The organism is Winogradskyella sp. A3E31 (assembly GCF_046720935.1).
In the GTDB taxonomy this organism is placed as follows: Bacteria; Bacteroidota; Bacteroidia; order Flavobacteriales; family Flavobacteriaceae; genus Winogradskyella.
This window is the reverse complement of the sequence record NZ_JBHNWH010000001.1, coordinates 120,619-135,720: the sequence shown is the minus strand read 5'-3', so window position 1 is coordinate 135,720 and position 15,102 is coordinate 120,619. Positions and strand designations below refer to the sequence as shown.

Below are 15,102 nucleotides of genomic sequence, written 5' to 3'. Positions count from 1 at the left end.
AGAACATTACATGAGACAGGTTTGATTTATCGCTTCAATGTAAAATGGCCTGTAAACGTATCGCCATCAATAGTGATTTTGTACCAATAATCAGCAGTTGGCATCAATTGATTGTTGTAGCGACCGTCCCAGAAAAAAGATCTGTTTTTGGCATTGGCTAATAGTTTTCCGTAGCGATCGAAAATAGCAACTTCAGATTCTCCGAAAAACTCGATTCCAGAAAGGCTAAACGTATCATGATTGCCGTCACCATTTGGTGTAAAATATTTTGGAATATAAAAGTGAAGATGCTGAGCAGAAGTTAAATAATTACAATCCTCATTAATTACATAAATGGTATATAAGCCTCCTTCTACAAGAGGAAAGGTGTTATCTCTTTGAAAGTTGATATTATCTAAAGAGAATAAATAATTACCTTCATTTTGAAGGGTTACAATAATGTTCTGATTTTGAGTTTCAATGGATTGAATTACTGGAGGCTCAACGAGAGTTACATTAAAAATTAATGTTTCGAATGCGCAATTTTCACCAGAAATATCTACGGTGTAAACACCTTGTGAGTCGACATCAATACTTTGACTCATATCACCTGTACTCCAATCGAAAGATGGCATGTCAATAGTTGTAATTGCTGTAAGGGTAATAGTTGTATCCTTGCATAGGATAACGTCAAAGGTTTCTATTGATCCAGGTTGTTCGCCAAAAATGTCCCATTGGCAAGTGTCATTATTAAATTCTGTAGTTTGCCAACATTCTAAATTAGGGGCAGGTGGTTGAGATCCCATAACTTCCCATTGACAAAGCGTGGAATTAAAAGTGGCTGTCTCCCAGCATTCGGTAGCAGGTTCTTGAGGCTGAGTCCCCGTAACTTCCCAACTACAAGTGGTTAAATTAAAGTTGGATGTTTCCCAGCATTCAGTAGCAGGTTCTTGAGGTTGGTTTCCTGTCACCTCCCATAAACAAGATGTACTATTAAATATCGCAGTTTCCCAGCATTCGGTACTAGGTTCCTGTGGCTGAGTCCCTGTAACTTCCCAAGCACATGTTGTTGTATTAAAGTTTGTAGCTTCCCAACATTCAGTCGATGGTTGTTGTGGTTGCGTGCCTGTTACTTCCCACATGCATGTTGTAGTATTAAATGCTGTGGTTTCCCAGCATTCCGTTGCAGGTTCTTGCGGTTGTGTTCCTGTAACTTCCCATGTACAGGTAGTATCATTAAATGTAGCGATTTCCCAACACAGGGTGGTTGGCTCCTGAGGCTGTGTGCCTGTGACATCCCAAGAGCACGTCATCGTATTTAAGGTAACTGTTTCCCAACACTCCCCAACGGGTTCTTGTGGAAGTTGATTGACAATGACTTCATATTCATTTGAAAAACTCACACATTGAGGATTGTTCAAGTTCACTTGGACTTCAGCTACCTTAGCTCTAAAAATAGTTGTTGTGCTTACTGAAACTGACAGTGTCTGATTAGTTTCGCCAGAGATGTCAATCCAGTTAATTCCATCTGTACTTTGTTGCCACTGGTAAAAGTGCGAACTATACACAGAAAAATCCGGAGTTACTGTCAGCGTTGTATTATATGGCGCATCAACTGAGCAAATTTCAGAAGAATCGTTGTTATTAGAGTCGGTGATTGTAATAACATCCCCGCAGGACTTAAATTCTATATCGTCTATTGCTAAATCATTTCCGCACCCTCCTTGACCGTTATTAATCATTTTTAAAATAACAGTGCTTTGTCCAGCAAGCGTTTGAAACACTAACCCATATTCTTCCCATTGTGGTGTAGTTGTTCCAAATATATCACCTGTATCTCCCGAGGCTAAAAGGTTACTGTCTGTACCGTCCCAAATTTCAAATTTGACGTTTACAGGAATTTCTGTACTCTGTTGAGAGCAGAACCCAGGAATTTTAAGAACGTTAAGCAGCCATGCAGAGAATTCGTAAGTTGTGGTTTCACAGAGTCCTGTGATAGTTGTTCTATAAAATTCACCTGCTGTAAATCCTGCATTTACAATTAAGCATTTTCCATTTGTATCTCCTGGCGTATGGTCTGTTGTTTCATGCCAGTCAAAAGGATTGCCGAATGTCCCATTGGTTACTGTGTAAAAACCATCGTCAGGGTAGCCATTGCTATAATTATAGTTTGTTGTTCCGGCAGGAAGAGGATTGTTGGTCGTCCCAGTTCCAAAATTTTCCGTGAAAATTGTATCGCCAGAATTACCACTACAAAAACCCAATTGGGCATAGGAATTTTTTATTGTGCCAAACGTTAGGATGACACAAAGAATAAAATAGTGCTTAATAGACTGAGTTGTTTTCAATAAAAAATTAACTGTCTACGATATTACTAAAAAGTTTTTCAAATGCCAGATATTGTTGAACAATAAAACTATACATGAGTACAACAAAAAGCTCAATTAGTAATTTCATTTGAGCTTTTAACTTAAAACAAAATGGTTGGCCTATAAACTTAATTATTCCATATTTGAAACGTACATAACCAATAAATTTTTAAAATATGTTGTTCTAAATTAATTAAGACTTATAGTTTTTGTTTCTGAAATAAATACACCTCCGTCGACAAACCCTTCAATATGGATATTAATTTCTTTAAGGTTAGAATTTGGAATAGTGAATTTTAGTTTTCCTTGCTCATCAATTTTTCCTTTTGGAACCCAATGTATAACACCATAATCTTCAAAAAATCTAGAATTAGATAAAGGGTAGCGTGGTCTGTAGAATTCTTTTGCCGATTCAAAAGTTATTGGAAATTTTAGTTGTTGATATATTTTACTTGATTGCTTTACAGCATAATTTTCATTATTTAAATAAATATAAACCTTAGTTGCATCCCAACTCGGTTGATTTTGACCAAAAGCCCTATTTTGAAGATTATTTGTATTTTGGGTTGTACTTCTGCCACTATAAAAATTGTTAGATAAATTTAATCTAGATTGAGATAATCCTCGAGTATATGGTAAATCTACAAATCTTGAGTTTGTCATTACTACATAATCGATAAGATCTGAATCCATATCTTGAATATCCTTCAATAAAAACTGTACATCATTGATATAGTAACGTGTAATTCCATGTTGTTGACCTGTTACTCCTTGGCTTGGCCTGTAATAACCATATCCATTAGCTCTGAGGTAGGCACCAATACTATAATACTCATCTGTTATTCTTTCATCAAAGATTTCTATTTTTCCTCTGTTGTGTCGAGATCTAATATCATCTCGTTTAGAAGTGCCTTTTATGATGATTTCTTCTAATGTAATGTAACCCTGAGCGGAGAGGTCTATATATTCATTTTCAATAGTGTACGGAATTAGTGGTGGCTTTTTTTGATTTATAGGCTCTAAAATTGGATAGATTTTTGGAATTTTACTAGGTTGAAAACTTACTGCTGTGGATGGTTTAATTAGCCTGTTTTTATCATCAAAAGATCCAATTTCAATAAACTCATCCTTTTTTGGAAAAAGGTACACTTTCTTAAAGGAAGATATATTACTAGGCAAAGTTATAATATGCGATGAATCAATACCAGTAGTATAGACAATGTATTTGCTGGTGTTTTTATTATTAATATTAATCGTCGCAGTTATGCCTTCTTCAAAATCATAAAAATCTTTTGGAGTCCTAGTTTTAATTTTATGCCAATCGTAGCTACTATACCCTTCTGTTAATAAAAGCAGGTCAATATTTTTTGTAGATAGTTTATTTTTATTGCTAAAATAATCTGATCCTTTTTCAATGGGATGTTTAAAAAAGGGTTGCAGATAAATGGAAGATAATATATTGTTATGCTGATTATAAGCTTTAGAGTTTTTAGGAAGAACCGATATGCTTATATTATTAAGATTATTGGATTTTATATCTTTGAATGACATGGTAATGTCACTTGAATCAATAAACGTATTGATATTAGCATCACTTTCAGATATTTTTTTGATATCTATACCAACTTCATTAAAAACCATACGCTCTAATACAGGTTTGTTTAAATCATCAAATATTGTGATAATATTGACACCAGTAAACAGACTAGTCTTTAATATAATTTTTGTTAATGTTAGTTGCTCATTAAATTTAAACTCTAAGAGCTTAGCCGTTGTACCATTATGGATAAGTAATTTATAAGATTTATAAATTAAGGCAGGTAGTGTGTTATTATTGGTGCTTAATCTAATCGCAATTTTATCGCCTAAGTCAGCAGTAATTAATGAAAGCCCCCCTTTTTTAATGCCCCTTAATTCATAACGATAGTTAGAATTTAAGTACTTAACTTGTATGGAATACTTTGCGTCCATTTTAGGGCGAAACATAAATTTGGCATGACCAAACTCATTAGTTTTAAAAGTGGCAACTTTATTGTTATCGTTTTCATATACAACTCCTTCTATTTTTGTAATCCCATAGCCTTTCAAGTCTTTTGCTACAACGCCAACCGTAGACGGAATACCTTCAACAAGAATTCCTCCTTCTGGCAAAAACTGAACATCGATTTTTGTTGTGTCAACTACAGATTCAATAAAGGTATTTACTTTTGTGTCAATTATATTTATGGATTGTGTATAATAATTATATTCCTCGAAATTTCGATTCCAATTCGTGTAAGCTTCGAATGTATATCTCCCAGACGAAAAAAGGCTATCAATTTCTATTAACCCTGAAGTAAATCCGTTGTTTACTTTTAGAAGTTGCTCTTTTATAACCTGATCGTTATAGTCCTTTACCGTTACATAAAGGTTTTTGGTGGATTTTGAGGTGTATTTTGAATGTTTATCAAATATATAGGCCGCAAAGGCTAAAGCCTCCCCCTTGATATAAGTTGTTTTGTTTAGATGAACATAAATTTGTTCCCTAGGTAGCTTAGTATAATTTTTATAGGTTGAAAGGATGCCATGCGTAGAATCCGTTTGACCACTAATAAGATTTGAAAATATAAAAAGAAGAGTAAAGAAGTAAAATCCCTTTTTAAAAAAAGAGTTGCATTGAAATGTAACTAACATAATAGAAGTAATTGGTTGATTATAAAATAAGTATCAATAATAATACCAAGAATAATGATTTTTTTGGACTAGACAGACAAATAAATAAAAAACCCAATCAATGAAATTGATTGGGTTTTTTGTCTTCAATAGGCTTAATCGTCCTAATTTTTAATTACTTTCTTTGTAATACTACTTCCTGAGGCTTGGCTAGTTATTTTTATAAAATAAATTGCAGGACTTAAAGATTCAAGTTTGTTGAATTCAATAACACCATTAGAGCCATCAGCTTGAGTTGAAATAACAGCTCTACCGTTAATGTCTATTAACTCTAAATTAAATGTGTCATTACGTAATGATATATTTGAAATATTTATGGATACTTTGTCTGCAAATGGATTAGGGCTAACTGTAAAATCCCCTATAGCAAATTCATTCTGACTTAATGCTCCAGGGCATAGATTCCATCCCATGTCTTGCATAAACCCTAAAATTATTGGCCCAGGATTATGAATTGCAACTCCATCGGATAGGAAAGGTGTCATTAGTGCATTTTCATTAGCATTTGGGTAAGTAGCCTCATCTAAATGACTATAACTAGATCCACCACCCCAAGATGAAGGAGAATACATTTCTGGTGCAACACCACTATTTTGAGCATTTGCTAGTGGGCTATTGCATGTCATTTCATTATTAGTATATTGATTGAGTAATTGACCAGATGGGTCAGGGAAACCAGTAATTGGAGTAGGATTTAAAAAGATGTCTGTACCATCTATAAAACGATCCCAAACATGGATGTACTCAAATAAGCTTGGATCTGAAAATGCTCCTCTAAGTCGCCCTTCAGTTGGGTTGTCATTATCATCTACGCGACCAAAACCTAACAGGCCTAAGCCATGCCCTAACTCGTGGAGTACGACACTGACAAAGTCTATTTCATCGGGACCAGGATTGCCATCAGTACCAAAATACCAATCTGTTCTGTTACTATTAAAGTTGCAACTGATATCATTTGATGTGCCTGCTGGCCCATCAGAATCTTCACCAATGATACTTTCACCCATAGCGATTGCATAGGCTGTATCCGTCATAAATGCAGGGTCATTGATGAGGAAACCTGCAGGCCCTGCCGATCCAAGATTAGAGGCCGCAGCTGGTGCAAAAGTAGCATCAACTCTTATTGGTACTGGCGAATCTAGTAAATTCGACCATATATCTATAGCGTATTGGAATGCTGCTTGTGCTTCGGGCGTAAAACCATTGTAAGTTACTATGAAAGATGAGCATGGCATTACCCTATTATCCATGTTATAAGCAACAGTATTTGGTCTTGGGACAAATGCATATCCAGAGAAAGGTTTAGATTTTATTATGCACCCTTCCCAAACATCACCATCTAATTTTTCAATATTTTGAGCATTTAGATTTGAATTTACAGTACTAAATAAAATAGCAACTATTATGATTTTAATGTAATTTTTTTTCATTGGTCATAAATTTAAAGGAGTAAAAATATGAAATGTACATAATAAAAATACATATTCAACTCATTTACTTTTTTAAAATACTTACGATAATTATGGTAAATAGGTTTTTAATCAATTGACAAACTAAGGAATAATCAATTATAACACCCATAAATTATTAAATTACTAATAAGTATTTAATTATTGTACAATCTCAATACAGTTACAATTTCCTTTGTTATTTTTATAATTCACGCATAAATGAAATAATGTCAATACAGCCAAAACTTTCAAGATTTAATACCAATGTTTTAAGTAAATATCGTATTTACAACAGCATATTTATGACCCTCCCTTTTGATGCGATTACTAAGACAGGAGTGCTTTTGCCACTTTTTCATGAAACTTGTGAAAAAGGCTTTGATGCAGGTAATGATCCGACGACAATTGTTGAAACTTTCTTTAAAAAGTATCAAGCAAGACGGAGTAAAGAAAGTCAAATTAAACTCTTGTTCCGTTTTATTCAATATATTGAGCGACAAGTTGTATTGTTTGATGCCATTGAAGACGCCGCGTTCCCAGTTGTGAACAATATGGATGGTATAGGAACTTTAAGAAACTTAAAAGAAAATGCTCGATCCGAAAATAAATTAGAAGATCTTAAAAAATACCTGAACGAGTTTAAAGTGCGTATTGTTTTAACCGCTCACCCTACTCAATTTTACCCAGGATCAGTTTTAGGCATTATAACGGACTTAGCTAAGGCGATAAGAGAAGATGATTTAACGACCATTAATAATCTTTTGGCGCAATTAGGGAAAACACCATTTTTCAAAAAGAAAAAGCCAACCCCTTTTGATGAAGCCATTAGTTTAATATGGTATTTAGAGCACGTATTTTATAATTCATTTGGAAAAATCTACAACTACATAGATCAAAATATTTTTGACGAAGACCAAATTAACAATCAAGTCATAAATATTGGTTTTTGGCCTGGTGGAGATCGGGATGGAAACCCATTTGTAACCCCGGACACCACCTTAAAGGTGGCTCAAAAATTAAAACAAGCTGCATTGAGGAGCTATCATAACGAGGTAAAACAGCTTAAGCGAAAATTGACGTTTAAAGGGGTTGAAGAAAACATATCAACCTTAGAACGTAAGCTTTATGATGCCAGTATAAGTCCAAATGCTAAGACTACAATTTCTTATGATGAGTTTTTGGACACTTTAAGCTCAATTAAATCCCATATTATTGAAAACCATCAGTCCCTGTATATTGATGATATTAATAGTTTGTTGAATAAATTAAAGCTTTTTGGATATCATTTCGCCTCGTTGGATATTAGGCAAGACAGCAGAAAACACCATGAGGTATTCACGGATGTTGTAGATACTTTAATCGCAAACGGAAGCACAATTTTCCCTAAGGATTACCATAAAAAAACAGAAAAACAACAGGTAAAGATTTTATCTCAAGTAAAAGGAGAGCTTAACGTTTATGATTTTAAGGACGAATTTACCCATCGCACCTTAAAGACTATGGAGGTTATAAAACAAATCCAAGAAAATAATGGTGAGCTGGCTGCAAACCGCTACATTATTAGTAATAACCAGACATCTCTAAACGTAATGCAACTTTTTGCAATGTTGAAGCTTACAGCTTTTCAAGACGAATTAACGGTTGATATTGCCCCGTTGTTTGAAACGATTCCGGATTTAGAAAATGCTGAGATGGTAATGGAAGAACTATATACCAATACTGAATACAGAAAGCATTTGGAAGCTCGAGGTAATAAGCAAACCATAATGCTAGGGTTTAGTGACGGAACGAAAGATGGAGGCTATTTAATGGCAAACTGGGCCATTTTTAAAGCAAAGGAACGCTTAACACGTATTTCGCGTAAATATAAGATAGCCGTTGTGTTTTTTGATGGTAGAGGTGGTCCACCAGCAAGAGGAGGAGGAAAAACACATCAATTTTATGCCTCTTTAGGGCCGACAATAGAAGCCAAGGAGATACAGATTACGATACAAGGACAAACCATTAGTTCTAATTTTGGAACCTTGGACTCTTCCCAATACAATTTAGAGCAATTAATTAGTGCGGGTATTACAAATCGGTTAAACGATACTAATTTAAAAATGAATCGCTCAGATAAAGCGGTTATGGATAAGTTGGCTAAGATTAGTTATGAGCGATATGTTGACTTTAAGAAGCATCCTAATTTTTTAGGATATCTAGAGCGAATGAGTACGTTAAAATATTATGCTAAGACTAATATTGGTAGTCGTCCTTCTAAACGTGGAAAGTCATCAGAATTAGTGTTCGAAGACCTTAGAGCCATCCCATTTGTGGGCAGTTGGAGCCAATTAAAGCAAAATGTACCAGGATTTTTTGGTGTAGGTACTGCGCTAAAAGTCTTTGAAGACAAAGGGGATTTTAAAAAGGTAAAACAACTTTACAAAAACTCAAATTTCTTTAAAGCACTTATTGAGAATAGTATGATGTCGCTGTCAAAATCATTTTTTGACCTCACTAAATACATGGCAGAAGATGAAGAATTTGGTGAATTCTGGAAGCTTATTTATGAGGAATATAAAACGTCAAAGCGTTTGATATTAAAATTAACAGGCTACAAAGAATTGATGGAAGAAGAACCTGCTGGTAAGGCATCCATTGATATTCGTGAGTCTATTGTTTTACCATTATTGACCATTCAGCAATATGCATTAAAGAAAATTCAAGACCTAGAACGTTCTGAAAATCCAGATGCTGCTGAGTTAGAAGTGTATGAAAAAATAGTGACACGTTCTTTATTTGGTAATATTAATGCCAGTAGAAACTCGGCCTAAAAGAAAATATCTTGGGCCAATCTAAAGGTATTGGCATGAGCGTCAACAATGGTATTTATATCTGGAGAATAGCCTCCGCCCATTGAGCACATTACAGGAATATCATAATCTTTACATGTTTGGAGTACAAAGCGGTCTCGTTCTTTGCAGCCCTCTACCGTCAATGATAACTTGCCTAACTTATCAGAAGATATAACATCAACACCGCATAGATAATATATAAAATCGGGTTTTTGATTTGTAATGATTTGAGGCAAGATTCTTTTTAGCAGGCTAAGGTATTCTTCGTCTGTCACCCCATTTTGTAAAGCTATATCTAAATCACTTTGTTCTTTTTTAAAAGGGTAATTAGATTTACCATGCATCGAAAACGTAAAAACTGAGTAATCATCTTTAAAGATTTCAGCCGTACCATTCCCTTGGTGTACGTCTAAATCGACAATCAATATTTTTTTGACTAAACTTTTATTTTGAAGATAACGCGCCCCTATGGCTTGGTCATTTAGTAGGCAAAAGGCTTCTCCTCTGTTAGTGAAGGCATGATGAGTGCCACCAGCAATATTCATAGCTATTCCATATTTTAACGCAAATTCACTTGCTTTTATAGTGCCGTCAGCTATGATGACTTCACGTTCTATCAGTAGTTCGCTAAGAGGAAACCCAATTTTACGAGCAGCCCTTTGGTCTAAGGTAATATTTAAAAGGTCATAAAAGTAGTCAGGTGTATGTACAGCCAAGATGTGCTTATCATTTGGTCTTTCAGGTTGAAAAAAATTAGCACCAGTACAGGTTCCTTCATAGAGTAACTGTTCTGGAAGTAAATCATATTTCTCCATTGGGAAGCGATGCCGAGAAGGCAGAGAGTGACAGTATAATGGGTGATAAGCTATTTTTAACAACTTAAATTTATAACTTTAGTTGAATGTTTTGCGAGATCAAATGATTACCCTTAGTAATTCCCTCAATATATAAACTAATGTTTTTAATACCAGTATCAATAAATGAGAATACAATATTCCCTTCAGAATCTACTTTAAGATCTGGATACCATGAAATAGCCCCATAATCTTGAAAGAATTTGGTGTTATAATCTTGAAATTTTGGAGTGTAAAATTCCTTTTTTCCTTCAAACGATAATGGAAATTTAGATTCGATTATTGCATTGGAAGCATTATTTCTTGAACCAAGATTTTCTGATGTATAAATTTTTATATATCCCGCTTGTGCCCTAAAACTACCACCAGTACCATAAAATTCTACTTCTAAATAATCAATGGTTTCAAGTGTCAGAAATGACAAAATATTAAAAGACCCTGGTAATAATGGGGCGTCATTTAAATATACTAAAGGCACTGGGTCTTTCCATTGCACTCTAGGGTTGATTATGGTAAACTCACCATTTGCATAGTCATAGTGGGCAACAAATCCAATTTGATTGAGGTATACAGAGAGTGGGGTTGCTCTTTTTCTTTCTAAATCAGTAATTTCTATCAGCTTACCAACAACTCTCTTATTATTTTTCTTTTCTATTTCTGATTCTTGATACTTTGTCTTTATAACAACTTCTTTTAATTGTTCTGCATTTTCCCAAGCTTTAGGAAGCTCAAAATCAGAAAATTCTTCTAAAGAATAATTTAAATCAACAGATGGATACGTAAAATTAAAATTCGGAAAAGTTGATGGATTAAATTGTGTGTAAATCGGAGGTGGACTATTCTTCTCCAGTATTCCAATTCTTAAAGTTTCGTTGTCGACAGGAACCAATGATTCGATTGTAAAACTTCCAATAGTATCATCCACAGAAAAAACTTGTGTTGAACTGTTTTTTAAAGGGTAGGTAATGAAAGTAGAGGATTCATTCTTACCATTTATATTTGCAGTTACATCTATACCTTGTTCAAAATTATATATGTAATTTGTGTTAAATTTAAATATATTATCCCAACTGTAACTGCTCCATCCTTGAGTCAATAGCAATAGGTCTAAGTCAAATTTTGTTTTAGCTGTAACATTATTGAAATAATATTGTGCATTTTGCACAGGGCTTTTAATGTATGGCTGTAAAAATAATTGTGAAATAATATTATTCTGATGATTATAGCTGATGGTTTTTTCTGGAAGAACGGATATACTAATGTTTTGAAGCCCTTGTAATTTAGAATCAAATTGCTCTGAACTAATAACGACCCTGATAGAATCATTAGACCAATCTACTTTTTTTAAATTTAATTTTGCGATGCTCACGGACTTATCTTTAAATACCATACGCTCCAATAGCGGACTTAAATTTTCATCGAAAACGGTAATAATATTCATGCCATCATGCAATAATTCGTTAGAAATAATCATTTGTTGGGTTAAATCATCAAATCTAAAGTCAATTTTTGAAATCTCTTTCCCATTATGAATACCAATAGAATAATTTTTATCTTTAATTCTATTAAGGGTATTTTTATTTGTCCTTAAAATAATAGATGCCCCAGACTTTCTTTCAGTTACAGATAAATTAATACCGTAAGGTTTAATATTATTGATTGGAGCGGAAATAATATTTTCTTTGAAGTGAATTTTGGTAAAGTATAATCGTCCCGAAAGTGGCTGAAAAAGGATTTTTGAAATTCCTAGTGAGTTTAATTTAAAATTGGAAATTAATTCACCTAAATCGTCAACGATTTCACCTTTAACATTTGCCAAACCAATTCCATTTTTATCCTTAGCAATAATCCCAACTGTATTTAGGGTGTTTTCAATAATATGCCCGCCTTCTCCTAATATTTGTAAGTCAATATCATTGTTATTATGATTTGTGTTTTTAGAAAGATCATTATCACTAATTACTTTAAAATTTTGTTGAAAATGATTTTGCTCCGGGAAATTTTTTTGCCAATTTGTGAATGCTTTAATAGTATAAGATCCATTATTGAAAGTACTGTCTATTCTAAAAATTGTTTTAGTGGTTCCATCACTTACATGTAAAAGTTTTTTTTTAATTATTGCACCACTAGTGTCTTCGATAGTACAATATATGTTTGTTGTTAAACTAGAAAGTGCTTTGTCATATTTGTCAAAAGCATAAATACTAAGCCCTAGCATTTCACCTTTTATGAAAATAGACTTATTTAAATGTGCGTAAATGACTTCTCTTGGGGCTTCAGAATATAATTCATACTTATCTAATATTGGATTATCCGTGTTTTGTGCATTACAAAAACATGTTAGGTAAAGAAAAAATAAAAAGGGAAAATAAAAAAACGAAGTTTTGGTAGGTATGTTCATGCCTTATACTTTGTCAGAAAAATAAACAATAATATTTTGATAGAGGGCTTAATACTTTAACTTTAACAGAAGAATGAAGTTAAATAGTCATTAAGACATTGAGCTTTTTACTTTAATTAATATTAATAATCTTCTCTTCTGAGATTAAGGAGTTTCCATTTAGTACACCTTCAATATATAGCACTATAGTTTCTTGAAAAGTATCAGGTATTTTTATCTCTAACTTTCCTTTATCATTAAACTGTAAATTTGGTTTCCAATCTATAACACCAAATTCCTCAAATGTCCGGTTAGTATATGATTGATATTTCGGAGTGTAGTATTTTTTTGACGAAGCAAAAGTAAGGGGAAACGTCGATGAAGCTAGAACTTCTTTATTACTAGCTGTATAGGCCAACGAAGGATTAGTAAATATTCTGATTACACCCGCTGCTCCGCGCATACCTTCTCCATGTCCAGACCTGTTAATTATAACATAGTCAACAATATTCATATTAAATTGGTACAAGAATACAGAGTAGTTGAGTAACTGAACACCGTCTAAAAAAATTAGTGGTTCGTCATTTGTACTTGTTTGCACACGGGGACTAATTCTTAGAGTCCCTCTAAACTCTGTTGCTATAAACCCTCTGGTTGTGATATAATTTGCAAAGGTCTGGTTTCTGCGTCTGTCCCTATCGTCAAAAACATCAACGTCTCCGTAAAACTTGTTGCTAATGCTCTCAATACGTTCTTTTTTTAAGTTAGTAGTAATAAGAACTTCGTCTAAAACTTCAATGTCCTTAGCCCACGATAGATCTATATTATCTATTTGAGACGTACTCATTTTTTCTGTTTTATTTAAGAGCACAAAGCGGTTATCTTTTTCAAAATTAAACTTGGGGAATGAAGACGGAAAAAATTGAATGTACACATCTGGTTTTTCTCCCTTTCGCCGTTTTTTGAAGCCTTGGATTATTTTATACATTTCATCCTCTAGTGGAAATAACTGTTCGTGCCTATAAGAATTATCTTTACTACTTAGCGTAATTATCTCTGAGGGATTATGAGTTAATGGATACGTTAAATATGTACTTTCCTCCTCTTTATTATTAAAATTTACATTAGCAATAATACCATTTTCAAAGTTGTGAGTTATAATTGGCGGGTTATTAAAAATTTCAGTCCAGTCGTAACTGCTCCACCCCTGAGAAATCAAAAGGTTATCTAAAGCATACTTGGTTTTTAGTTCGGAGTCCCTAAAGTAATATGAAGCATTTTCTATATATCCGTTTAAATAAGGTTCCAAGTAAATTTTTGATAAAATGTTACTGTTAAACATATAAGATGCTGATTTTGAAGGAAGTACAGATATGCTGAGATTGTTAATTTTTGATGTATCAATAGTTTTGTTGACTTTGAGTTTTAAACTGATTGAATCGCTTATTACGATTTCTTTATTAACATTTACCGAGGTCTTTTTTATGTCATTGTAATTAAAGAATAGACGTTCTAATATTGGCTTGTTTTGTGAGTTGAATACAGTAATTATGTTAATGCCGTTGAACAGGGTAGATGTTTCAAAAACCCTTATAACCTCACGCTCACCATTAAAACTAAATGAGGATGTTTTTAAGTCTTTTCCATTATGTATAACAACATTATAAGTGTCATTGCCTATAATATTAAGTGATTTTTCATTGGTTTTAAAGCTTAATAATAGTTTATCGCGTCTTTCTAAGGCTGATAAATTAAACCCAATAGGTCTAACATTTTTAATTACTTTCTTTATAGTAAAATTGTTGTTATCCACTATAAGCTTAAAAGTGTCGTTTTCAGTAGGCGTAAAAATTGTTTTGCCAATACCAAAGTCGTTTAATTTAAAGAGAGCGACAATGTTTTCTTTTGAATCTATAATTTTACCCTCAAGATTTGGAATGCCATATCCATAGGTGTCTTTTGCAATAATTGCAATGGTGTTTTGGCAGTTTTCCACAAGGTGACCACCTTCAGGCAGCATCTGAATATCTATTTCTCTTTGTGTAATTCCTGATGATTCTTTATTAACTGACTCTGGGTCAATTATCGATATATAAGTTTCAAAATAGTTAGGCTCATTAAAATTTAACATCCAATTGGTATAGGCTCTAAATTTATAATTGCCAGAGGTAAAAGAAGAATCTATATTAAAGACATTAAATGCGATTCCTTTTTCTGCTTTAAGCATTTTCTTCTTTACTAGCTTTCCGTTATCGTCAATTATAGTGCAGTAAATTGTTGTGGTCTGTAAAGAAGGTGTTTTTGAGTTTTTATTAAATGTATAAACGGAAAAACCAAGCATCTCACCTTTTAATAGTGTAGATTTATTAAGATGTACAAATATGTTTTCTCTGGGAAGTTCTGTGTATGCTTTAAATTTATCAAGAGGAAATAGACTTTCCTCCTGTGCTGAGCAAAGCGTTAATGGTAGCAATGCCATCAATAAAATAAATTGCCTGAAAATAATTTTTATCATAAAAATTT

7 protein-coding genes are annotated in these 15,102 nt (G+C 33.3%); 1 reads left to right on the top strand and 6 read right to left on the bottom strand.

Going from position 1 to position 15,102, the window contains the following annotated elements; genetic code table 11:
* Nucleotides 1–26: 26 nt before the first annotated feature.
* From ACFEMA_RS00565 to ACFEMA_RS00555, 3 genes are all read right to left on the bottom strand, one after another.
* Nucleotides 27–2,327: a T9SS type B sorting domain-containing protein gene (locus ACFEMA_RS00565; RefSeq protein ID WP_411766010.1), complete on the bottom strand. Its 2,301-nt coding sequence runs from the start codon at nucleotides 2,325–2,327 to the stop codon at nucleotides 27–29.
* A 210-nt stretch (nucleotides 2,328–2,537) separates the two neighbouring features.
* Nucleotides 2,538–5,021, bottom strand: a complete 2,484-nt coding sequence (locus ACFEMA_RS00560; RefSeq protein WP_411766009.1) for a hypothetical protein — start codon at nucleotides 5,019–5,021, stop codon at nucleotides 2,538–2,540.
* A 143-nt stretch (nucleotides 5,022–5,164) separates the two neighbouring features.
* Nucleotides 5,165–6,490, bottom strand: coding sequence for a T9SS type A sorting domain-containing protein (locus ACFEMA_RS00555; RefSeq protein ID WP_411766008.1), 1,326 nt, complete (start codon nucleotides 6,488–6,490; stop codon nucleotides 5,165–5,167).
* 248 nt (nucleotides 6,491–6,738) lie between these two features.
* Between ACFEMA_RS00555 and ACFEMA_RS00550 the strand changes: the two genes are divergently transcribed.
* Nucleotides 6,739–9,324: a phosphoenolpyruvate carboxylase gene (locus tag ACFEMA_RS00550; protein ID WP_411766007.1), complete on the top strand. Its 2,586-nt coding sequence runs from the start codon at nucleotides 6,739–6,741 to the stop codon at nucleotides 9,322–9,324.
* Here ACFEMA_RS00550 and ACFEMA_RS00545 read toward each other — a convergent pair.
* The 3 genes from ACFEMA_RS00545 to ACFEMA_RS00535 all read right to left on the bottom strand — a co-directional run bounded on the left by ACFEMA_RS00545 (nucleotide 9,321) and on the right by ACFEMA_RS00535 (nucleotide 15,094).
* Nucleotides 9,321–10,223 carry a histone deacetylase gene (locus ACFEMA_RS00545; protein ID WP_411766006.1) on the bottom strand — a complete coding sequence of 301 codons (903 nt, stop codon included), beginning with the start codon at nucleotides 10,221–10,223 and terminating at the stop codon, nucleotides 9,321–9,323. The genes ACFEMA_RS00550 and ACFEMA_RS00545 overlap by 4 nt on opposite strands.
* Nucleotides 10,224–10,230: 7 nt before the next feature.
* Complete coding sequence (locus tag ACFEMA_RS00540) at nucleotides 10,231–12,600, bottom strand: hypothetical protein (RefSeq protein WP_411766005.1); 2,370 nt, start codon at nucleotides 12,598–12,600, stop codon at nucleotides 10,231–10,233.
* 112 nt (nucleotides 12,601–12,712) lie between these two features.
* Nucleotides 12,713–15,094, bottom strand: coding sequence for a hypothetical protein (locus tag ACFEMA_RS00535; RefSeq protein WP_411766004.1), 2,382 nt, complete (start codon nucleotides 15,092–15,094; stop codon nucleotides 12,713–12,715).
* Nucleotides 15,095–15,102 lie beyond the last annotated feature (8 nt).